The organism is Pseudoalteromonas phenolica (assembly GCF_005886345.1).
Taxonomy (GTDB): Bacteria; Pseudomonadota; Gammaproteobacteria; order Enterobacterales; family Alteromonadaceae; genus Pseudoalteromonas; species Pseudoalteromonas phenolica_A.
The window spans coordinates 30,353-54,183 of record NZ_PNEC01000009.1 but is presented as its reverse complement, the minus strand read 5'-3'; the positions used below and the strand labels follow the sequence as shown (position 1 = coordinate 54,183).

Here is a 23,831-nt window from a genome sequence, read left to right as displayed (position 1 = left end):
ATGGAACTGATCATCATTAGTGGTCGCTCAGGGTCGGGCAAGTCTGTTGCCTTAAGGGTCTTGGAAGACCTTGGTTATTATTGTGTTGATAACATTCCAGTTAATCTACTGCCCTCTTTAGTCAGAAGTGTCTCTGATAACTACGACAAAATAGCTGTCAGTATTGATGTTCGTAACCTACCTAAAGAACAACAAGAGTTTAATGACATTCTTGAGTATCTGCCTGGTTTTGCTAATCCAACATTATTCTACTTAGACAGTGACGACCAAGCACTGATTAAGCGCTTTTCTGAAACCAGACGTTTGCATCCCCTCTCTTTAAATAATCTCCCCCTTGATGTGGCGATAAAAGAAGAAAAGAAGCTACTTGATGTTCTAATTACTCGTGCAGATGTACTACTAGATACTACGGATTTAAGTGTTCATGAACTGGCTGAAACTGTTCGAGAACAAATTTTAGGTAAAAAAGATAAACAATTAATCATCACCTTCTTATCTTTTGGTTTTAAACATGGTATTCCAAAGCAAGCTGACTATGTATTCGATGCTCGCTTCTTACCAAACCCACATTGGGAACCTGAACTTAAGCCTCTCACTGGTTTAGATCAACCTGTAAAAGATTACTTAGCCAGTGACAACATTGTGCAAAAGTTTACTTGGCAAATCCAAACCTTCGTACAAACCTGGTTACCTCATCTTGAGCGCAACAACCGCAGTTACTTAACCATTGCGATTGGCTGCACCGGTGGTCAGCACCGCTCTGTTTATCTCGCGCAGACCATAGGTGAAAGCTTTGCTAAAACTCATGATAACGTACAAATTCGACACCGAGAACAAGATAAAGATTAAACAATGAGCGAGATAGAGGATACATTTTTAATTCAAAATAAGTGCGGTTTACACGCCCGTGCTGCCACTATTCTCGCCCAATTAGCACAGCAATTTAATGCCACAATTACACTTTATCAAGGCGACAAAGAAGCGCCAGGTGACAGCGTGTTAGCCTTACTGATGCTAGAAAGTAGTCATGGTAAACAGATACGCGTTCGCTGTCAGGGGCCTGATGCTGAGCCAGCACTGCATGCTATTGGTGAATTAATTGCACAAAAATTTCATGAAGATGAGTAACCTAGCCCTTGGTAACTCAACCAGAAGTACGTTAGACTTACAGCAATATTTTTAGGTAAACAATTACAGCCTAAACACTTAATCACGGTGTACACCACCCTATATTAGGATTGCCTATGCCAGAAGCCTTCGAACAAGACTATACGTTGCAACAATTACAGCAAGTAACTCAAGCAATTAATAATGGTCAATTTGTTCAAGTTAGGCGAATTCTGGCTGAAACTCCCCCTTGTGACACCGCTTTACTCCTTGAGTCATCTCCTAACAAAATACGAAAACAACTCTGGCAACTTGTAGATCCTGATATTCAAGGGGATGTACTTGAAGAGCTCTCTGAAGATGTGCGTATTGGCATCATTCATCAAATGGATCCAGAACTCATCGCCGCTGCAACTGAGGACATGGATGATGATGATCTAGGTGAAGTATTAAGAAGCTTACCCGACGATGTCTACCAAGATGTTGTCGGTGCTATGGATGCACAAGATAGAGAAAGAGCCACTCAAGCGCTTTCTTATCAAGAAGGTTCCGCAGGGGCCTTAATGAGCACAGATACAGTAACAATCAGACCTGATGTTACGCTAGATGTCGTGTTACGTTATTTACGCCTGCGTGGTGAACTTCCTGACGGAACCGATGACCTTTATGTGGTCGACAAAGAAAATCAGTTTATAGGTGCTTTACCCGTTGCTACCTTGCTGACAAACTCGCCTGACAAAGTTGTCTCAGAGCTCATGGATGATGAGAAAGAAACCATCCCGGTTTCTATGGATGAAAGTGAAGTTGCGCAATTGTTTGAGCGCCATAACTGGATTTCAGCAGCTGTAGTTGATGACAATAATCTGCAGTTACTCGGGCGTATTACCATTGACGATATTGTTGATGTTATTCGTGAAGATGCAGAGCACAGTATGCTTAGCATGGCGGGTCTTGACGATGAAGAAGATACATTTGCCCCGGTTTTAAAAAGTAGCCAGCGCCGTTCTATTTGGCTGGGAATAAATTTATTAACGGCTTTACTCGCTGCGTTTGTAGCGAGTTTTTTCGAAGGCACCCTAGATATTCTACCTATTCTAGCTGTCCTCAATGGTATCGTACCTAGTATGGGCGGTGTAGCAGGTAGTCAAACACTCACATTGGTTATCCGTGGTATTGCTCTCGGCCACATCAATAACACAAACCAAAAGTTCTTACTCGGAAAAGAGCTGGCTATCGGTGCGCTCAATGGTATTTTATGGTCTCTACTCATAGCCGGTGTTGTCGCGCTTTGGCAGTGGGACTTTGTGCTCGGAGCTGTGATTGCATTTGCCATGTTTATGAATTTACTGGCAGCAGGTATTGCCGGTGCAAGCATTCCGATTATTTTAAAGCGCATGAATATCGACCCTGCATTGGCTGGAAGTGTGGTATTAACAACTGTCACTGACATAGTCGGGATCTTCGCCTTCCTTGGTACAGCCACTTTATTTTTAACCTAATAAACCAGCTTAAACTAAGACTTCATCCCTAAAAAACAAAACCCATTATCAATTTATGATAACGGGTTTTATGTCAATCTCATTTTGTGTACTTTAAATGTGCAACTTAATTTATTTAGCTTTAGGTAATACTTGCTCTTCAAACCAATCCGATAACAGGCGTTTTTCATAATAGAAAGAGACTTCTCGACCTTTCTTCATTTTATCCATAAAGCCCATATCTTTTAGAACTAGATCTTTGGCCCTTGCAACAGAGCGACCTTTTCTGTCTTGAAGATTATAACTAATGGTCAAGCGAGGAAAGTAGATTGGTTTAATAACACGAACATCATTCATGTTCATTCGAGCATCGCCCGCTAGGTCGATATCCACGAATGTCACATTCAACTTATAACCCTTAGGAAGTTGCCCTGCTAACTTAGCTAAATGATTTTCAAATTGTTTCGCCACACGTTTATGGTATGCGCCTTTAACTTCATTACCTGGTGCAACATCTCGGTAGTCGTTAAAGTCTTTCCAAGTAACATTGGCTTCACCCGCCATGCTAAAAAACGGCATACTCATTAGTAAAAATGCAATTTTTAACTTTTTCATTATAGACTCCTCATCAGTTCGATAGTGACATAGTGCGCAATAAATTGACTAAAAAAAAGCCTTTTCGTACCAGTTTTACAAACCTTTACACCTTATAACGCAAAGCCCCAAAAAGGGGCTTTTGTTAACTATTTTAACCTCAGCTTTATGCCGTTTTTGGCAACCTATATAGAAGCGCATACAACACAGGGATCACACCAAGCGTCAATATAGTTGAGAAAAGCAGACCGCCCATAATACTCAACGCCATTGGCTCCCACATTTCACCGCCGCCTAGATAAAGTGGTATTAGTCCCAGTACAGTGGTTGCCGTGGTTAAAAGAATTGGGCGCATACGCTGCTGTGATGCATAGATAACGGCTTGCACTGGTGAGTCAGGTGTTAATTCCAACTCAATCTTTATACGCTCTAATAAGACAATTGCATTATTAATCACGATGCCAGCCAAAGAAATAATACCCAGTAACGTCATAAAGCCAAAGAATGATTGACCTACCAATAAGCCGGCTACGACACCAATAAAGCCAAGTGGAATGGTACTTAATACAATCGCAGATTTACGAATAGAATTAAACTGACCAATTAGCAGAATAACAATAATGAACACAGCAATTGGCATTTTCTCTGCAATCGACTGATTCGCTTTGCCAGATGACTCAGCTTCACCACCCAGCGCATAATCATAACCATAAGGCCAATTGCGCTTTTGCTCTTCCAACCATGGCAAAATTTCGTCAAAGCCTTCTGTGGCAGTGATCCCCTCAATCTGAGCACCTACGACAACCGACTTCAGTCTATCACGACGAAGAATTTGAGCACTTTCCCAGACTACCTCAATATCAGCCACTTGTTTAAGTGGTACAGAGTTGCCTGTCGCCTGAGAGTAAACAACCATGGCTTCTAATTTACCAATATCTTGTCTATCACCCGCAATTGAACGAAGCGTCACAGGTATTAACTCATCCCCTTCACGATACTTAGTTAACTCAAGACCGCTTAAGCCCGTTTGTAGGGAGCTTGCGATATCTTTGCTTGATACGCCTGCGCGACGAGCACGTGTTTGATTGATCTTAATTTGCAGCTTTTTAATTGGTAAGCCCCAATCATCACTGATGGCTTTAAGCCCGTTCGTGGAGCGCATCTTTTCTTTTAGTTCATCCACCAACCCCATCAGCACTGTCATATCACTACCAGATAACCTGATCTCAACGGGGTTAGCAATTGGCGAACCGTTTTCTATCTTGCGCTGCTTAATCAATAAATCAGGATGCCTTTGTAAGGCATACCCCTCAATTTTCGCCATTATTTCATCAATATGTTTGTACGAGGTGGTAGATACTATCATCAGTGCATAATTAGAGCTTGCAGGCTCTGGGCTATGTGTTAATAAGAAACGCGGACCACCATTACCAACATAGCTCACCCACTCAGTGACACCTTTTTCGCGTTGTTCATTTACTTTAAGCTCTTGGGCAAGAAACGCTTCCATATCTTTAACCAAGGCTTCAGTCGTGGTCAAGCGCGTGCCAATTGGCAGTTCAAGTTCTACTTTGAAGTAATCACGATCAGAAGGTGGGAAGAACAATTTAGGAACATACTGTAGGCCTTGCAGGGCTACAAATAACATACCTAAGCATGCCGCAACAGTTGCCCAACGGTACTTAATTAATGCTGCCAGTATATTCTTATAAACTAGATAGATGCCGCCGTCATAGTTAGCTGACTCTGACTTAACACGCGTGAAGTATACACATAACATCGGGATCATGGTCATTGCCAATAACCATGAGCACAATAGTGTGATGGTCACAACTTTAAACAACGACGCCGTGTATTCACCTGTTGCAGACTCTGCCAAGAAAATAGGTAAGAAAGCTGCACCTGTGGTCAGAGAAGACACTAATAGCGGAATTTTTAACTCTTGCGCAGAATCGACAGCAGCATCAATGGCTGACTTTCCACGTTCCATTTGCACCATGATATTCTCTGACATCACAATGCCATTATCCACCAGCATACCTAAAGCAATGATCAAGGCAGCTAACGAGATTTGGTCAATACTGATATTAAAGAAAGACATCACCAAAATACCAAATACCATACTCATCGGGATCAGGCTGGCAACAATAAGACCAGTACGAAGACCTAGGCTAAATAGCATCACAATAGTAACAACTAAAACCGCTTGCACTAGGTTAGAAACAAAATCATTTACCTTGTCATCAACTTCTTGTGGTAAAAATGACAATAACTTGAAGTCGACACCAATTGGATAAATCGTCTCTAAATAGCTGATTGCATCTCGCACCTGCTCACCCAGCAGTAAATTGTTTCCACCAAGACGCATCGAAATCGCAATAGTCATGCCTTCTTCTTCGCCAACGCGTACTTTGACTTTGGCAGGATCAACATAATCACGATATACCTTGGCAATATCGCTCAATAAGATCACTTGTTCAGAGCCTGAAATATTAATGATGGTATTAGCAATATCTTCTACAGATTCAAAGTTGCCACTAGGCTCCAGCGCCAATGTTTCATCATCAATGTAAATAGAACCACCTGGATTTACGATATTGCGCGAAGCTAATTGATCTTTAAGCTGCCCAGGAGAAATACCCATAGACGCCAATTTAGCATTTTCAAACTCAATAAAAACACGTTGCTCTTGAGCACCAAAGATGTCGACTTTAGCGGCTTCTGGTAAGCGAAGTAGTTCATCTCTAACCTGTTCTGCTACTTCTTCCATTTCTCGGTAAGAAAAGCCTTCAGCCGTTAAACCAATAACCACACCAAACACATCACCAAACTCATCATTAACAATTGGTTTCTGAGCATCGCTCGGTAATTCGTTTTCAACGCTTTCTATTTTGCGACGCAGGTTATCCCATATTGGTCGCATGTTTTTGTAACTTTCTTTGATGTTAACACTGACTATCGAAACACCGGTTTTTGACGTACTACTAACAAAATCGAGCTCTGGTATTTGCTGTACCACTTTTTCGATTTTATCTGTCACTAGCTCTTCAACACGATGAGGACTTGCCCCTGGGAAGTAAGTAACTACTTGAGCTGTTCGTATAATAAAACCAGGGTCGTAGTCTTTCGGCATTTTGTCGAATGACGCAATACCAAAAAACAATAAAGCAATAATCAGCACCCAAGTGGTGCGATTATTCTCGAGGGCTAAACGAGTGATATTCACTACTCACCTCCAGAAAACTTAACAATTTGCTGGTCGGTAACTTTGCTCATACCGGCAGTGACAATATTTGCCCCAGCTTCAACTCCGGCAATAACAGGGAAGCCCAGTGACGAGATTTCACCAATTTGCACAGGTGTTTTTACCACTTTGCCTTTTCCTTCACCCTGCGCTTCTACAGTCCAAATATAATGACCTGAATTGTCTTTCAATACCGTTGATAAGGGTAAATATAATTGCTGCTGACCTTGGCTCGGACCGCTTGCCATAACTTTTGCGGTCATACCCGGCAAAATGTTATAACCATCAGGTGGCAGCATGCCTAACGTGACTTCATAGGTTTTAGTGACTTCATCAGCCTGTGTGCTAACTTCAACAAATTCAAGCTCAAAACGCTTACCTTCAATTGCCGCAAACTCAGCATATACCGCTTTAGGTGCTTCTTTACTAACGTGAACCATAATACTTTCTGGTACGTTGACTTTAAGGTTAATATGCTCGATATCTTGCAAAGTTGCGATCACTTGCTTTGCTTGCACTTCTTCAAACTGCTCAACATGAGTACGCGCTAAGACACCTGAAAAAGAAGCTTTTAGCTCAGTGTAAGCTAGATTATTTTTCGCATTCGCCAATTTCGTTTTCGCACTAGTGAACTGTGACTTTAATTGGTCATAGTCAGCTTGACTAATAGTACCTGAGGTAATTAATTGCTTAGCGCGGTTGAAATCGGCTTCTGCTTTTTCAAAACTTGCTTGCGCATCATCTAGGGCCAATTTAAAGTCTGTGTCATCCAGTTTTGCGATCACATCACCCGTATTAACTCTTTCACCTTGCTTTACATATAAGTGTGTTAACTCACCTGCGACTTTAAATGACAGATCAGCTGTGCTTGCCGCATCGACCACAGCGGGAAATTCTTGCAGTGGGCCAACATTATTCAGAGTAAGAACCTGCGTACGCACTGGCCTTAATTGTGGTTCTTGTTCCACCTCAACTTGTGGTTCAGAACAAGCCGTTAAACCTGCGATCAAAATCGCCGCTGCAAGTGTTTTCTTATGTGTATTTATCATGTTATTTTCACCGCTGTTAATTTTTTGCTTTATTAATCGCATTAACGAAATTGTCTATCCAGTTATCTAAAATGCCTTTCACGGCCTTAATGTTTTCACCGCCATTTTGTTGCAACACTAACTCAACTTCTTTATGAGCCGACATCATCAATGCTGGTTTGTTGTTTTCACCTATATAAAATGCACTCTCAAGAGAAACTTTTGTCAAAGCTTCTGTTTGTTCTGTTGCTGCTAAATACGCTGTTTTTCCTGCGTTATATACCAGTTTTACGGGAATAAAGTCTCTGACTCCCATTGACGTTTCTGAAAAGTTAACTTCCGTAAATGCACCTGTGATCGTCAACACTGAATCATCACGCTTTGCTGGTTGAGTTAGCACCACATTAAAGTTTGGAGATAACTTAGCTTGTAGTTGATCTCGCATATAAGTGCTTAGCTTTGCTACTTTTTGAGGGTGTATATATAGAAGTTTTTGTTCTTTGGCCTTAATCCATACTTCAAAGTGCGGCAAGTAGATGGTGCTTACATTCTTTAAAGCACCATTTTTCAGCTCATCTGATACATATAGATTCGTATCAGGATATTTATCTGAAGGTGTTAACAAACGGTAATCTGGTAAAAAGCCAGATTTAGTCGTATTAATCGTCGAACTACAACCAGCTAAAAGTGCCAATGCAGTAATAATGCATAAGTGTTTAATCATCATAAAATCTCCATTTATGGTCTTGCTAGTATAAGTATCATATACCTGTGCAACTATCTGATCTGACTTGCTAATAAATGTAACCCAAAACGGTAAAAGCACGAAGTAATCATTAAACTAACCAACAACTTTTTAATTTTTGTGTCTAACAATACCTTTTTAAAAACAATTATAGGTCTAATAGACAGCTTATCGAATTGTAAAAACAAAAAACCGAAGCCTTTGAGCTTCGGTTTTAGAAATAGTTCTTGAGAAGGGGTTTTACTGTTTGATGAGCGTAAAGTCAGACCACACTAAACGATGGTCAGAGCTTTGCAGACCCGGCCCCACTAGATGATAGTTCGCGTCGGTTTTACTCGGCCAAAACGCCGCGGTTTGCTCAACCTGAATACCAAATGTTGATGGGATCACATAATCGGCACGCATTTTCCAATCCGCGGTATGGGTTGCAGCAAACTGATTATTGGGTGCATTCTCAACGCCGCCCACACTAACAGGCGTGAGTTTGCCATTGATATATTCACTGGCAAATAATTTAGCCATTGGGTTGCCCGTGCCATTGCCTTCATCAGGAGAGGCATTTAAATCGCCCATGATCACAAAGCGCTTATTCTTACCTAACCCGCCCTTTTGACCGTGATCGTCATAAATGTAGTTTGATTCATTTGGATCCACATAATCCCACCAAAAGCGAATTTCATCATGGTTACGTAAGCCATTCCTATCTTCTTTACCGTCAAATACGGGTGGTGTTGGGTGACTGGCAAGAACATGAATGACTTCATTCCCCACTTTTACTGGCACATCCCAATGGCTTTTCGACGACAACCTAAATATTTCAAGCTCTTCCTCGTTATACCAAGCTTCGCCTGTCTCTGGGTTTACTGGCAGCGTTGCATTGGGCATGTCTTTCCATAAGAACTTTTGAAAGGTGCGTACTTCATCAGTGATGATTGGATGCTGCGATAACAACACCATGGCATATTGCCCAGGAAAAACCCCAAAGCCATACGCATCGCCACCGCCGACACCCGCTTTGCCGTCGTTATTTAAGTCAAATTCAGTGACAACACCCGTGTTAGATTCAGCAAGGTAAAAATAAGGGTAATCAATACCTTTTACGCCATTTTGACTAACGTTTAAGTAATTTTTAATCAGCGCTCTAACCGCACTACCATCAGCCACATAATCGAACTCCGCAAGTAATAGCACCTCAGGGCGAACGCGTTGGATGATCTCTGCTACTTTTTTTATTTGTGTATCGTTACCGCTTTGTACGTCGGCCAGAATATCGCCAGCATTTTTACGATTCAAATAAGCGTTAAAAACCGCAACTCGAAGCTCACCTTGCTTAGCAGGCACACCCAAATCACTGGCTTGACTTTGTGTTTCTTGAGATGACAATCCAGCCGGCTCACCGGTGTTTGAATGATTCAGCGACCCCCCCGCCATACTTAAACTTGCCAATAAGTTAAACGCCAATACACTTTTATTCATGAGAATATCCTTTACGTGCTGAGCCCGGTTCTCAGCAACTGCTAGAATTTAAAATCGCCTTAGCGTAAATACTTAATTCCAATAACTCAATGTATTACGACGAGTTGCTAAGCATAGTTCTAAACGCAAAAACCTCGCAAATGCGAGGTTTTTTTATAAGCGTTTAATGCTTGGGTTTGGACTACATCATGCCGCCCATGCCACCCATTCCGCCCATGCCACCCATGTCTGGTGCAGCTGGTGCTTCTTGCGGGATTTCAGAAACCATTGCTTCTGTTGTGATCATAAGACCCGCAACTGATGCAGCAAACTGAAGTGCTGAACGCGTTACTTTAGTTGGATCTAGGATACCCATTTCGATCATGTCGCTGTAAGTACCGTTTGCCGCGTTGTAACCATAGTTACCTTCGCCACCTTTAACGTTGTTTACAACTACTGATGCTTCGTCACCTGCGTTTGAAACGATTTGACGAAGTGGCGCTTCCATTGCACGAAGTGCTACTTTAACACCGTGGTTTTGGTCTTCGTTGTCACCTGTCAGCTCAGCAATCTTGCTTGCTACGCGAACGAGTGCAACACCACCACCTGGTACAACACCTTCTTCAACCGCTGCGCGAGTTGCGTGTAGTGCATCTTCAACGCGGTCTTTCTTCTCTTTCATTTCAACTTCAGTTGCAGCACCTACTTTGATTACTGCTACGCCGCCAGCTAGTTTAGCCATGCGCTCTTGTAGCTTTTCTTTGTCGTAATCAGACGTTGCTTCTGCGATTTGTGCTTTGATCTGCTCAACACGACCGTCGATTGCCGCTTGCTCGCCAACACCGTCGATGATTGTTGTGTCATCTTTAGTGATAACAACGCGCTTAGCTGTACCTAGGTCTTCAATCGTTGCTTTTTCAAGCTCTAGACCAATCTCTTCAGAGATAACTGTACCGCCAGTTAGAATCGCGATGTCTTGTAGCATTGCTTTACGACGGTCACCGAAACCAGGCGCTTTAACTGCAGCAACTTTCACGATGCCACGCATGTTGTTAACTACTAGAGTAGCAAGTGCTTCACCTTCAAGGTCTTCAGCAATAATAAGTAGTGGCTTACTTGTTTTAGCAACCGCTTCTAGTGTAGGTAGTAGTTCACGGATGTTAGATACTTTTTTGTCTACTAGAAGAATGTGTGGGTTATCTAGTTCAACTTGGCCTTTTTCAGCGTTGTTGATGAAGTACGGAGATAGGTAACCGCGGTCAAACTGCATACCTTCTACTACGTCTAATTCGTTCTCTAGAGACTGACCTTCTTCAACTGTGATAACGCCAGACTCACGACCTACTTTTTCCATTGCGTTTGCAATGATGTCGCCGATTTCTTTGTCTGAGTTTGCAGAGATAGTACCAACCTGTGCAATCGCTGTTACGTCAGCACATGGTACTGAAAGCGCTTTTAGCTCTTCAACAGCAGCAACGACTGCCTTGTCGATACCACGCTTAAGGTCCATTGGGTTCATACCCGCAGCAACCGCTTTTAGGCCTTCATTCACGATAGCTTGAGCTAGTACAGTTGCAGTTGTTGTACCGTCACCGGCAGCGTCATTTGCTTTAGACGCTACTTCTTTAACCATCTGTGCGCCCATGTTTTCAAACTTGTCTTCAAGCTCGATTTCTTTCGCTACAGATACACCATCTTTCGTGATAGTTGGTGCGCCAAATGACTTGTCTAAAACAACGTTACGACCCTTAGGACCTAAAGTTACTTTAACTGCATTTGCTAGTACGTTTACGCCCGCTAACATTTTTGTGCGTGCGTCACCTGCGAATAATACTTCTTTAGCTGCCATGTTTTATATTCCTCTAAATTCTGTATGTAAAAACCGTAAATTCGACTTATTCAACAATACCTAAGATATTGTCTTCGCGCATGATCAGGTACTCTTGACCTTCGATCTTCTCTGTTTTCTCAATGTATGAGCCAAACAGTACAGTGTCGCCTGCTTTTACTTGAAGTGCTCTCACTTCACCATTGTCCAACACGCGACCGTTACCAACAGCAACGATTTCACCACGAGTTGATTTTTCTGCTGCAGAGCCAGTTAGTACGATACCGCCAGCAGACTTTGTTTCTTCTTCTAGACGCTTAACAATAACGCGATCATGTAAAGGACGAATGTTCATGTGTGTCGTTCTCCTAACAATGTGAACAGTGACAGAATGTTAATTTTCTACCAATTAGCCCAATTGCCTTGGGCTAAAACTTTAAATCTTTGTTGCAACTCTTTATGGGGATGTATTTTTCAAAACCCAAGAGAAAAAATTAAAAATTTTTAATCTTTACGCTTATATTCACCTTCAAAGGTGTTCGACCCGTCAACATTGCGCTCTGGTTGACGAGGTTGCGCGTCTTCAAACGGGCGATTTGCTTGCTGCTCAAAAGGATTGTTTTGCTGCGTGCTTTGTTGGCCGCTTTGACCAAAGCCTGCGCCGAAACCACCACCAAAGCCAGTTTGTACTTTTACTGATGCTTGTGCCAATAACGCCTTAGATAATGAGCGGCGCACAGCTGGAGTTAATAAAAGAAAACCAAGTACGTCAGTCATGATACCCGGTGTCATTAATAGTACACCTGCGATGATCACACACAGACCGGTAAAAATATGCTCGCCCGGTAACTGGCCCTGTGCCATTTGTTGCTGCACATTGGTATATGCACCTAAACCTTGTTGTTTAACACATTTAGCACCGATGATGGCGGTAATAATGACTAATGCGATGGTCGCAAACCCACCGATCACATCACTCACTTGAATAAGTAGCGCAATCTCAATAATGGGAACCACAATAAAAAGCAAAAATAAAATACGGAACATAGGGTCTCCTAAAGTCAATGAAAGAGAAATATGGCTAGTTCGGTCTATTTTCAAGTAATCTGGCGCAAAATACACCTTTATGTAGCAACTATATTGTAAGTTTGCGTAAACGAGCGTTTGGGCTAGCCCATTCATTGCGCTAGTATGATACCAATCCTCAATAATACTTAATCATTTTGAGGGACTAAAACTGACGCTAGCTTCGTTAAAAATTTCTTATTTAGAGCAACTAAATAGCAAAATTTTCGCCTTGCTATCGAGCAGTTTTCCTTGCCTCAAAATAGCTCACTTAATTAAGAGGATTGGTATGATACGTGGTTTTGGTGAATAGGTTTTAGAGAAAAACACCTTATGACAAGCGATTATAAAATTGTACTCACCACATGTGAGACTAAAAATGACGCGCGCAAACTTGCCGCGATACTCGTTGAAAAAAAATTGGCTGCCTGTGTAAACATTTTGCCCGAAGTGGAGTCTGTGTATGTATGGCAAGGAAAAGTTGAACAGCAAACAGAAAGTAAACTTTTCATTAAGACCAACGTACAACGCTTGGAAGAATTAATGGCATGTATTAAATGCCACCACAGCTATGATGTGCCTGAGATCCAAGTTCTTGATGTATCGACGGGCAACCCTGACTATTTTAATTGGATAAATGAGGTACTGAGTTAATGCGCATAGTGGCATTTTTGCTTTGCTTGCTGTTTATGCTTCCCGCACAGGCAGCGAACAACACGGTGTTAAATAGCCTTTTAGCCCCAAAACAACAAACCTTCTTACCGGTAAACGAAGCTTTTCAGTTCGATTTCGATCAGCAAGGCACTATTTTATTCACTGGCTGGGAAATTGCACCTGGTTACTACATATATAAGCATAAGCTCGAGATCATTGCTAAGAATGCCAAAATCAAAGTGCCGGAACTCGACCCAGGTGTTGAAATAGAAGATGAGTTCTTTGGTAAGACAGAAGTATATTTTGATGAGCTGGTTGTTGTTTCCAAACTGAGTGACATTGGTGAAGATGCCGTCGTTAAAATTCGCTATCAAGGCTGTGCCGAAGCTGGACTCTGTTACCCACCTGAAGTGATCACTATTCCGCTTTCTATGCTGAACAAAACATCAGATAAGCCAAGAAAAACCACTGAAACGGCTGCACCAACAGGTAATAATAGTAACGACTTCGTCAATAAGCTCGCAGAGCAAGACTTTTTAACTAACCTTGCTGTGTTTTTTGGGGTTGGCGTGCTGTTAGCATTTACACCGTGCGTGTTTCCTATGTTCCCTATCCTATCTAGTTTGATTGCCGGCCAATCAAAGCTATCGACTAAAAAAGCATTCGCACTGTCATTTGTGTATGTACAAGGCATGGCAGTCACTTACGCAGCGCTTGGTCTGGTTGTGGCTGCGGTTGGTGGGCAAATTCAAGGTTACTTACAAAGCCCTGCTGTACTGATTAGCTTCAGCTTACTGTTTGTATTACTAGCTTTTGCCATGTTTGGTTGGTACGAAATTAAACTACCAGAGAAGTTTATGACGCGTTTAACTAACGTCAGCAACCAACAAAAAGGCGGTAACTATACAGGCGTATTCTTTATGGGTGTGCTGTCTGGCCTAATTGCTTCTCCGTGCACCACGGCTCCGCTCTCTGCTGCCCTACTTTATGTTGCGCAAAGTGGCGACTATCTAGTGGGTGGTTTAACTCTCTATGTGCTAAGCCTTGGCATGGGTCTACCACTGTTACTATTGGGTACTTCTGGCGGTAAATTGCTCCCTAAAGCAGGCGCTTGGATGGAACAAGTGAAGATGCTGTTTGGCTTCGTGATGCTTGTAGTGCCTTTAGTCTTGCTAGAACGCATTCTTGAGTGGAATACCATTCTTTTACTTGGCAGCGTATGGCTGGTTATTACTGCATTATTTTTGCACCATTGGCAAAGCCACGAGCAAGCTAGCAAACTTAAGACAGCACTTTGGGCTGTTGCCGTGCTGTTCTTGATCGGTGGTGTATTAACGGCAAAGCATGTATTAATGCCACCAACCAAAGTAACAGCGGTTACCACAGCATCTGATGGTAAGTTTAAACTGCTGCCTGATTTAGCTGCACTGCGTGAAGAAGTCGCCCAAGCTAACCAACAAGGCAAAATTGCCATGGTCGACTTGTACGCTGATTGGTGTGTCGCCTGTAAAGAGTTTGAGAAATACACCTTCTCAGACGACAAAGTGAAGCAAGCGTTTAAAGACTTCTCTTTGTTGAAGCTCGATCTGACCGTGACCAATGAGGTGAGTAAAGAGATTTACCAAACCTTTAATGTGGTTGGTTTACCTGCCATCCTATTTTTTGATGCGCAAGGCAATGAGCTGAGCAATTTACGGATCACCGGCTTTCAAAGCGCCGAAGAGTTTACCGCCCACCTAGAAAAAGTACGCCAAACCGTACAGTAAGCATACAAAACTTAGGCTGTGAGCTGATAAATTCAGCAAGCAGCCTAGGCTATTGACCTACCTCATCATCTTGCTGATTAGACCAGTATTTTGCTGCTATTTAACACGAACTCTCTATAATAGTCTGCGAACGTGAGAAAAAGTTGCTATTTTCAATCGAACGGCTTAGTTTAACGAACTGAATAGAGTGAATTTTTAGTTTGTTATAGCTTTTAAGGAATTTCGCGAATTATGTCTGCAAAATTTAAGATTTTAGTACTCAATGGCCCAAACTTGAATATGTTAGGCCGTAGAGAGCCTGAGAAATATGGCTCACAAACTTTGTCGGACATTGTGGACAACCTTGAAAAGCAAGCTGAGCAACTGAGTATCACGCTGACACATGTACAAAGTAATAGTGAAGCAGAGCTAATAAATACAATTCATGATGCATGGCAAGCTATCGATGCCATTATCATTAATCCTGCCGCTTTTACACATACCAGTATCGCACTGCGCGATGCGCTGTTAAGTGTCAGCATACCGTTTTTTGAAGTGCATATTACTAACGTATATGCACGTGAACCTTTTCGTCATAAGTCTTATTTTTCTGACGTGGCTGAAGGGGTGATATGTGGATTAGGCGCACTAGGTTATGAAGCAGCATTAAATGCCGCACATTATCTACTGCACAACAAAAATAACGCAAATTAACTAACAGGCGGGCCATTATGGACATTCGCAAAATTAAAAAACTTATCGAATTAGTAGAAGAATCAGGTATTGCAGAGCTAGAGATCACTGAAGGTGAAGAGTCGGTACGTATTAACCGTCACAGCAGCGCTCCAGTTATCGCAGCACAACCACAGCATTATGCTGCAGCACCTGCACCTGTAGCAGCGCCTGCGGCGGCACCTGCGCCGGCAGCTGCGCCGGCAGCTGAAGCGGCTCCGGCAGCAGCGGCAGAGCCTGCAGGCCATAAAGTACTTTCTCCAATGGTTGGTACTTTCTACGCAGCGGCTTCTCCTGAAGCACCTAAATACGTTGAAGTTGGTCAGTCTGTAAACGTTGGCGACACACTATGTATCGTTGAAGCGATGAAGATGATGAACCAAATCGAAGCTGACAAAGCAGGTGTAGTTAAAGCTATCCTAGTTGAAAACGGTGAGCCAGTAGAGTTCGACCAACCACTATTCATCATCGAATAATTACGCAATAGAAGGCAAATGCTATGTTAGACAAAGTAGTCATTGCGAACCGAGGTGAAATTGCACTTCGCGTATTGCGTGCCTGTAAAGAGCTAGGTATTAAAACGGTTGCTGTACATTCAACAGCTGATCGTGACTTAAAGCACGTGCTACTTGCAGACGAAACGATTTGTATCGGTAAACCAGCTGCTGCTGAGAGTTACTTAGATATTCCTCGTATTATTGCTGCGGCTGAAGTAACTGACGCAGTTGCAATTCACCCGGGCTACGGTTTCTTATCTGAAAATGCTGATTTTGCAGATCAAGTTGAGCAAAGTGGCTTCGTATTTATCGGTCCTAAAGGCGACACAATTCGTCTAATGGGTGACAAAGTGTCAGCCATCGAAGCGATGCGTAAAGCGGGTGTACCCTGTGTACCAGGTTCTGACGGCCCACTGACTGAAGATAACGAGCGGAACGTTCAAATCGCTAAGCGTATTGGTTACCCGGTAATCATCAAAGCAGCAGGTGGCGGCGGTGGTCGTGGTATGCGTGTTGTTCGCTCTGAGCAAGAGTTAATTGATTCAATCGCATTAACTCAACAAGAAGCAAAACAGTTCTTTGGTAATGGCATGGTTTACATGGAGAAATTCCTTGAAAACCCACGTCATATCGAAGTTCAAGTGTTAGCTGATGGTCAAGGTAATGCAATTCACTTAGGTGAGCGTGACTGTTCAATGCAGCGTCGTCACCAGAAAGTCGTTGAAGAAGCTCCAGCGCCAGGTATCACAGCTGAAATGCGCAAGTTCATCGGTGACCGTTGTACACGTGCATGTATCGAAATCGGTTATCGCGGTGCAGGTACGTTCGAATTCCTATACGAAAATGGCGAATTCTACTTCATCGAAATGAATACGCGTATTCAGGTAGAGCACCCTGTAACTGAAATGGTTACTGGTGTTGACCTAATCAAAGAGCAGCTGAAAATCGCTGCGGGTCAACCTCTATCAATCACACAAGATGACGTTGTGATCAAAGGTCACGCCATTGAGTGTCGTATTAACGCAGAAGATCCTGTGAGCTTTATTCCTTCACCGGGTAAAATCACACGCTTCCACCCTGCTGGCGGCTTAGGTATTCGTTGGGACAGCCACATTTATGCTGACTACACTGTACCACCACATTACGACTCAATGATCGGTAAGCTTATCACTTATGGTGAGAACCGTGACGTTGCAATCGCGCGTGCGCGTAATGCTTTAAATGAATTAGTGATCGATGGTATTAAAACCAACACACCATTACATAAAGACATCCTTGCGGATGAGCACTTCCAAAATGGTGGCACGAACATTCATTACCTAGAGAAAAAGCTAGGTCTTCAATAAGACATCGCTTTTACAAAAAAACCGATATCAGTGATATCGGTTTTTTTATGTCTTTAATTCGAAACTAAACGATTGCTTAAGCTGTACCACCGACTGTGATTTCGTCGATCTTCAAGCTTGGCTGGCCCACACCAACTGGCACACTTTGGCCATCTTTACCACATACGCCGACACCGCGATCTAGCTCTAAATCGTTACCGACCATAGAGATCTTATGCATTACATCTGGTCCATTGCCGATTAAGGTTGCACCTTTAATCGGTTGCGTGATTTTGCCATCTTCAATTAAATACGCTTCAGAGGCTGAAAATACAAACTTACCCGAAGTAATATCAACCTGACCACCACCGAAGTTTGACGCAAACACGCCTTTTTTCACGGTACTGATGATCTCTTCTTGGCTGTGCTCACCCGGTAACATATAGGTATTGGTCATGCGCGGCATGGGTAAGTGCGCGTAAGACTCGCGACGACCATTACCGGTTGGAGCCACACCCATCAGCCGCGCATTCATCTTATCTTGCATGTAGCCTTTCAGAATACCATTCTCAATAAGCACGTTATAACCCGCTGGCGTGCCTTCATCATCTATGTTTAAGGAGCCACGACGGTCAGCAATAGTGCCATCATCGACTACGGTACATAAACTAGAAGCTACTTTCTCGCCCACTTTACCGCTAAATGCCGATGCGCCTTTACGGTTAAAGTCGCCTTCTAAACCATGACCTACCGCTTCGTGTAACAACACGCCTGGCCAACCAGCACCCAACACAACAGGCATAGCGCCTGCTGGCGCGTCAATCGCCTCCAGGTTTACCTTTGCCATACGAACCGCTTCTTTGGCGTATTCCATCCAACGTGGCTTTCCGTCGACTAGCTCTTTAAAGTAGCCATAATCTAGGCGTGCACCGCCACCTGCACCGCCACGTTCACGGCGGCCATTCTTCTCAAGTAATACTGAGCAATTAAGGCGGATCAGCGGACGAATGTCAGTCGCAAAAGTGCCATCACTGGCTGCCACTAACACTTCTTCATAGACCGCAGACATCGAGCTAACAACCTGCTGTGCACCAGGTGCAAGCTCACGAATGTAGTTTTCAATCTCTTTTAAAAGCGCAACTTTGTCGTTATCACTCATGCTGGTGATTGGTTGCAGTGGCGCAAATTGCTGCTTAGCTGTAACGTCACTAAATACTTGTACTGCTTTGCTTTCGCCCGCTTGCGCAATACTACGCGCAGCCATTGCCGCTTTATTTAATGCTTCGATGTTGATGGCATCTGAATATGAGAAACCGGTTTTTTCACCTGAAACCGCACGTACACCGACACCACGCTCGATGTTATAACTGCCTTCTTTTACTAGGCCGTCTTCTAGCACCCAAGTCTCGTTATAACTTGATTGAAAGTATAAATCTGCGTAATCAACTTGATGTTGGTGAATATAGCTTAGAGTTTGCTCAAGTTGCTCTCTGGTAAGCTGACTATCCGTTAATAAGTTCTGCTCAACATTATTCATAAAACGTGCTCTTAAATCGGTTATGTTGGTGCACAGGTAAACTGGCACGAACTTGTTGGAGTTCTGATAAATCTAGCTGACACTCTATGTTTGTCAGCTCAGTTTTGGCATTCGCTAACACCTCACCCCAAGGTGAGATAGCAACACTGTGGCCGTAAGTCGCTCTGCCATTGTCATGCAGTCCTGCTTGTGCTGCCGCCAATACATAACATTGTGTTTCTATGGCTCGGGCTTGTAATAAAGGCAACCAATGCGCTTCGCCAGTGACTGTGGTAAATGCGCTAGGGACTAAAATAATATCTGCACCCAGTGCCATCATCTTCTGATAAAGGCCTGCAAAACGCACATCATAACATACACTTAAACCAATTCTGCCAAAGGGCGAATCGACAACCACCACATTGTGGCCAGCTTGGGTATATTTAGACTCTCGATAGCCACCACTACCATCTTGTACTTGCGCATCAAATAAATGGATCTTGTTATATTGCGCTACAACCTCACCCTGTTCATTAAAGAGTAGGCTGGCAGCATAGTATTTACCAGTATTTTCAGAGGGTAATGCAATGGTGCCTGCAGCAAGCCAAATACCAAATTGGCGACATAGTTGCGCTAACTTCTCAACCCAAAGGTGGTTGCTTTTACTCTGTTCAAGCGTGGTTGTAGCGTCTTTGTTAAAGCATATCCAAGTTTCGGGCAAACAGACTAAAGCCGGTTGTTTTAAATTTGCTTGGGTAAGTTGCTGTTGCAGATAGTTGAAGTTTTGCTCTGCGCTCATGGTTGAGCACATCTGCACAATAAAGGCTTGAGGATGCATTAATTTCCTCCTTCATTCGCTTTATCTTCGTTTTTACTTTGTACGTTTTGTTTTGTTTTTACTGGAGTTTGACCTGTCACTAACGTCTCAGCTTTAACCAGACTGGCTCCCGAAGAAGGCTGGCTTAAGGCCTCACCTTCAACAACTGGCTGAGAAGCTGGTTGTTCACTCGGTGCAGGGGGTTCACTTTGTGCAGGTTTAGGGATCTCGATTTCACGACTCTTTCTGTCAATCTCAGTCACTACTGGCTCTTGCATAGTACCGGTTACTTTAAACTTAATTTCAGAAATCACTCGGGCAGAGTGCAGTACTTGGTCAAGGGCCAAGGCAGCGATACCCGTTACTGGGTTTACCATCCAACCGACAATCACAGGTAAACTTGATGTCACCTGAGGCGCAATTGCCAAGTCATAATTAATTTCTTGGGTGTCTAAATTAGCAAAACCCTGAATGGTTAAGTCTGCTGGTACCCCATCCATTTTCGTATCTTTGGTGTAGGCGATACCTTCTGCGATTTGTATGCTGCCTTCCATACTGTTGTAGAAGAAGCCTTTTGAGAAAACATCACGAAAATCGAGTTTTAACTTTCGCACCAACGAATCTAAACTCAGTAGTGAAAATACTCGAGCGCCTTTATCACTTATCTCTGACAAATGACCTTCGCCTAATTCCCATTGAATATCCCCGGCTAAGCTCGGCACATGGACTTTATAAGGTGCCCCCTGCCAACTAAGCTGATAATGCATATTGGCTTTTGAATCTTTAATTGAAGACGTTAAATCGAATTCCGAGAGCAGTTCACCAATATCACGGCTATTCATTATGCCACTGATCTCAGTAATGCCATCTTGCCAACTCCCTTGCCCCCTGAATACATGATCTTGCTTATCAACGACTAACTCTGAAATATTAAACTTCTCATTATCACCAAACATAGACAATGAGACTTTATCAAGTTGATAAGCCTTTACTTTACAATCAGCACACAATAACTCTATTGCTGGCATTCGTGTAAGCCACTGTAAAGATTCAGCCGTTTCAGGCTCTGTAGTTGACGTTTCTGATTCGACTTCTGGTACATTTAAGCGCAGGTAATCACTATCAATTTTTATCGGGCGACTTGAGTTGCCCTCAGGTATAGCAATGGTTGCGCGTAACTCTTTCGCATTGAGCCGTATTTGTGTACCAGTGTCGACAGGCTCCAAACGCATTTCAAAATCATTAAATGGAATGCCCGATATAGATAAGTTATCAACTTGCGCGGTTATCTCATTCAGCTTAGGTAACATGCTCGGCGTATCAGACTCTTTGCCGCTCAACTGGATCAACCTATCGATAAAATCAATCCACGGCACCAGCTGTACTTCAGGTAAGTCAATTGAAACCTGAAACCCTTGCTGTGCTAATCCTCTATCTTTTTGCGCTGCAATTATATGAGTATTGCTAAAACGACCCGTTTCGTTATCTAGAATGGCATTAAAAAACAGTTTATCTTGAATATTGGCTGTGATCAGATTGGAAATATCATCACCTCGTACCTGCCCCGTTAAAGGCCAACTTTGCTCTGTAAGTTTGTTATAAGGAGCAGGCAGGTTACTTTCGACCCCCACTAGATCGGTATTGAAAACTGCGTCATAGGTAAACCCTTGTGGTGCGAAATCAAGGTTAACCTGTGTATTAAGCTGAGTTTTTCCTGAAATATATCCATCAACAATACCGTGCCCATACGGTAATAATTGCTCACTACTTGCTTGTAACTGTGTCTCTACCTTTACTTGATAAGCTTTCTCAATTGATTGACCAGCCACCGATATTGTCAGTGGCATCTCTAACCAAGTTGCTTCGGCATCATTTAATTGGATGACTTCATCATTGAAGCTTAACTGACCGCTCAGCATACTGAGCTGCATGCCTGGTTGAGCTAAAAATACTGAGTTATTATTTAAATCAACTTTACCTTTGGCATTAACCGCAAGGCTGCTTAAATCAATATCAAGCTTTATCTTGCCACTAACTTCACCCTGAGCTTGAACAACCTCAAAGACATTGGTTAATGGGTCTTTTAATGGTGTTTGAGCAAAGAAAGCACCTAACGATTGCGCCTGTGTTGCTTGGTTTATATCGACAATTAAATTACTTGCTTGCTGCAAATTCGCAAGACTAACTTGAACATCACCATTAATAACTTGATTAATGAGCTGACCTTCATCAACGTAAATATCCATTCGTTCATTTACAAAGTGAAGTTTTGCAGATGCCTGCTTCACAGCAGGCCATTCAGGTGCAAAGGCAAATTCAGCCTGAGCTAGATCAGATAACACCTCAAAGCGACCATCTCCATTTAAATATGGAAAATCACTGAGTTTGCCTGATAAAAGAACCTGTGAACCTAGATGTTGACCTGCTTTGATAGCATTATTTAAATAATTGATCAGTGACTCTGCCATCAAAGTTTGCGGAAAATAATGCTTAGCTATTTTGCCTGTGCCGCCTTTGACCTCAACATATAAATCTAGCTCTGGCTGTTCTAATAAGCGCAGTTCCATTTCACCCGCTAAAGTCAGCTCGCTATTGTCTAACCAGATAGAATTACTATTTACGCGCCACTCATCATGATATTTGTAAACATGAAAACGCCCACTAAGTTCATTATATGGGACGGGTCTAGCAAACATTTCTCCGGTATATAATTGGCCTTGCTTAGCAAACACTTCAAGAGTTGCCTCATCACCCTCAGCATAAAGTTCTATGCGCATAGGGTCTGTGGCAGGGACTCCTTGAGCAAACTGCCAAGAAAGGTCTTCTGAGTAAAGCCAAACGTTTGGTTTACTATCAGTGGTAAACTCTAGCTTACCTTTTACCGTGCCTGACGGTGCAAAATCAGCGACTAACTCTGTATTGGGTAAATTAGTTAACTGTAAAAACTCATTCAATAAAGAGAGTTCAACACCTTCAAACCAAACTGATTGAGCTTGAGAAAATTCAGCTCTGAAGCCTATATCTGTAAAACTGCCTGACTCATTACGGGTAAAGTTTATTTCTGAACCTTGTAGTAACCAGCCTGACTGCATAGGGCTTAAGAATGCTTGAGCGGAATTTAAAGTGAGCTGCTGAGCTTGATTGTTTTGCTGCCAGTGAATATGACTTGGCTGCATGTTTAATTGCACATTTTTTACTTTGCCATGTGCCAATGACAGCCAAAGTTGACCGTTAACATCCGTATGCAGGCTTTCTTTCTCTGTATCTAAGTAAGGAGACAACCAATCTTTTAGGTCGATTTGAGAAGCTTGTAAAAAAACTTCACCAGCCAGCTCTGAAAAAGTTTTACCTGTTAAAAGCAAGTCAGCACTAATTTGCCCTTCGGTTAACCCTGGTACACTGACTAAGCCTGAACCTCGGTGAGCAATAACATTGTTTTGCCAAATAACATCTTCGAGCAAAATAGTGCGCTCTTTGCCATTCACCATGGTTAGGTTTAAACTGCTGTCCCTAATTGCAAAATGCCCTGACTCTCCTAAAAACAAGCTTTCTATCAATGCTTGCTGCTCAAACTCTGTTTGCGCTTGTTGTGTCGATAAATCTAAGGCATTGAAATCAATATCTGCCGAAAACCCTTCCAACACAAAATAGTCAGACCTCAATTGTAAAAAACGCAGCGATTCTAAGATGTTTATTTGTAGACTGGTGTTATCAATTTGAAGGCTAATGGGTGAATCATTGTTATCATCAAAGGTTACCCCTTCGAGAACTAAGGCAGGGCCAACCCCTTCCCAACTTGCAGTGATTGAGCCGATACGTAAATCGACATCAAACTGCTCGTTAATTAAAGTCTCGAGATCATGCTTGTAGTCGTTGGCATAAGGCAAACTGTAGCGAAAAACAGACACCAAAACGGCAAGTAAAACCAGTGTGATAGCAATCAGCTGCCACACTTTGCGCAAACAAAAAAAACACACGGCTTTAACTTGCATAGATATTAA

The 23,831-nt window shown here is 42.7% G+C and carries 19 protein-coding genes; 8 read left to right on the top strand and 11 right to left on the bottom strand.

Annotated elements, in window-relative coordinates:
- From rapZ to mgtE, 3 genes are all read left to right on the top strand, one after another.
- Positions 1-849 (top strand): RNase adapter RapZ, encoded by an 849-nt coding sequence (gene rapZ / locus CWB72_RS04790; RefSeq protein ID WP_130255589.1) that lies wholly within the window; start codon positions 1-3, stop codon positions 847-849.
- Positions 850-852: 3 nt separating this feature from the next.
- Entirely contained in the window at positions 853-1,128 is a 276-nt protein-coding gene (locus CWB72_RS04785) for an HPr family phosphocarrier protein (protein ID WP_130255590.1), read from the top strand.
- Positions 1,129-1,244: 116 nt separating this feature from the next.
- Positions 1,245-2,606 (top strand): magnesium transporter, encoded by a 1,362-nt coding sequence (gene mgtE / locus CWB72_RS04780; protein ID WP_138629629.1) that lies wholly within the window; start codon positions 1,245-1,247, stop codon positions 2,604-2,606.
- Positions 2,607-2,717: 111 nt separating this feature from the next.
- On the opposite strand, the gene CWB72_RS04775 is transcribed toward mgtE, so the two are convergent.
- The 8 genes from CWB72_RS04775 to CWB72_RS04740 all read right to left on the bottom strand — a co-directional run bounded on the left by CWB72_RS04775 (position 2,718) and on the right by CWB72_RS04740 (position 12,526).
- Positions 2,718-3,200 (bottom strand): DUF3016 domain-containing protein, encoded by a 483-nt coding sequence (locus CWB72_RS04775; RefSeq protein WP_138629628.1) that lies wholly within the window; start codon positions 3,198-3,200, stop codon positions 2,718-2,720.
- A 145-nt stretch (positions 3,201-3,345) separates the two neighbouring features.
- Entirely contained in the window at positions 3,346-6,405 is a 3,060-nt protein-coding gene (locus CWB72_RS04770; RefSeq protein WP_138629626.1) for an efflux RND transporter permease subunit, read from the bottom strand.
- Positions 6,405-7,472: an efflux RND transporter periplasmic adaptor subunit gene (locus CWB72_RS04765; RefSeq protein WP_252371495.1), complete on the bottom strand. Its 1,068-nt coding sequence runs from the start codon at positions 7,470-7,472 to the stop codon at positions 6,405-6,407. The genes CWB72_RS04770 and CWB72_RS04765 overlap by 1 nt, the downstream gene beginning before the upstream one ends.
- A 16-nt stretch (positions 7,473-7,488) precedes the next feature.
- Positions 7,489-8,178 (bottom strand): DUF3313 family protein, encoded by a 690-nt coding sequence (locus CWB72_RS04760; RefSeq protein ID WP_252371494.1) that lies wholly within the window; start codon positions 8,176-8,178, stop codon positions 7,489-7,491.
- A gap of 258 nt (positions 8,179-8,436) precedes the next feature.
- Positions 8,437-9,672: an endonuclease/exonuclease/phosphatase family protein gene (locus CWB72_RS04755; RefSeq protein ID WP_252371493.1), complete on the bottom strand. Its 1,236-nt coding sequence runs from the start codon at positions 9,670-9,672 to the stop codon at positions 8,437-8,439.
- 181 nt (positions 9,673-9,853) lie between these two features.
- Positions 9,854-11,500, bottom strand: a complete 1,647-nt coding sequence (gene groL / locus CWB72_RS04750; protein WP_138481620.1) for a chaperonin GroEL — start codon at positions 11,498-11,500, stop codon at positions 9,854-9,856.
- A 46-nt stretch (positions 11,501-11,546) separates the two neighbouring features.
- Positions 11,547-11,834 (bottom strand): co-chaperone GroES, encoded by a 288-nt coding sequence (locus CWB72_RS04745; protein WP_058028548.1) that lies wholly within the window; start codon positions 11,832-11,834, stop codon positions 11,547-11,549.
- A 149-nt stretch (positions 11,835-11,983) separates the two neighbouring features.
- Entirely contained in the window at positions 11,984-12,526 is a 543-nt protein-coding gene (locus CWB72_RS04740) for an FxsA family protein (RefSeq protein WP_138629624.1), read from the bottom strand.
- Positions 12,527-12,877: 351 nt separating this feature from the next.
- Here CWB72_RS04740 and cutA point away from each other — a divergent pair, with 351 nt between their 5' ends.
- The 5 genes from cutA to accC all read left to right on the top strand — a co-directional run bounded on the left by cutA (position 12,878) and on the right by accC (position 17,518).
- Positions 12,878-13,198 (top strand): divalent-cation tolerance protein CutA, encoded by a 321-nt coding sequence (gene cutA / locus CWB72_RS04735; RefSeq protein WP_058028546.1) that lies wholly within the window; start codon positions 12,878-12,880, stop codon positions 13,196-13,198.
- On the top strand, positions 13,198-14,964 hold the full coding sequence (locus CWB72_RS04730) for a protein-disulfide reductase DsbD (RefSeq protein WP_138629622.1): 1,767 nt from the start codon (positions 13,198-13,200) through the stop codon (positions 14,962-14,964). The genes cutA and CWB72_RS04730 overlap by 1 nt, the downstream gene beginning before the upstream one ends.
- Before the next feature lie 231 nt (positions 14,965-15,195).
- Complete coding sequence (gene aroQ / locus CWB72_RS04725) at positions 15,196-15,657, top strand: type II 3-dehydroquinate dehydratase (RefSeq protein ID WP_138629621.1); 462 nt, start codon at positions 15,196-15,198, stop codon at positions 15,655-15,657.
- 17 nt (positions 15,658-15,674) lie between these two features.
- Positions 15,675-16,151 carry an acetyl-CoA carboxylase biotin carboxyl carrier protein gene (accB, locus tag CWB72_RS04720; RefSeq protein ID WP_138629619.1) on the top strand — a complete coding sequence of 159 codons (477 nt, stop codon included), beginning with the start codon at positions 15,675-15,677 and terminating at the stop codon, positions 16,149-16,151.
- A gap of 23 nt (positions 16,152-16,174) precedes the next feature.
- Positions 16,175-17,518, top strand: coding sequence for an acetyl-CoA carboxylase biotin carboxylase subunit (gene accC / locus CWB72_RS04715; protein ID WP_058028542.1), 1,344 nt, complete (start codon positions 16,175-16,177; stop codon positions 17,516-17,518).
- Positions 17,519-17,594: 76 nt separating this feature from the next.
- Here the strand turns inward: accC and tldD are convergent, their stop codons facing one another.
- From tldD to CWB72_RS04700, 3 genes are read right to left on the bottom strand one after another with little or no spacing between them, the layout of a single operon-like run.
- Positions 17,595-19,034: a metalloprotease TldD gene (gene tldD, locus CWB72_RS04710; protein WP_138629617.1), complete on the bottom strand. Its 1,440-nt coding sequence runs from the start codon at positions 19,032-19,034 to the stop codon at positions 17,595-17,597.
- Entirely contained in the window at positions 19,027-19,851 is an 825-nt protein-coding gene (locus CWB72_RS04705) for a carbon-nitrogen hydrolase family protein (protein WP_138629615.1), read from the bottom strand. Before CWB72_RS04705 ends, tldD begins: the two co-directional genes overlap by 8 nt.
- Entirely contained in the window at positions 19,851-23,822 is a 3,972-nt protein-coding gene (locus CWB72_RS04700; RefSeq protein WP_138629613.1) for a YhdP family protein, read from the bottom strand. Before CWB72_RS04700 ends, CWB72_RS04705 begins: the two co-directional genes overlap by 1 nt.
- Positions 23,823-23,831: the final 9 nt, after the last annotated feature.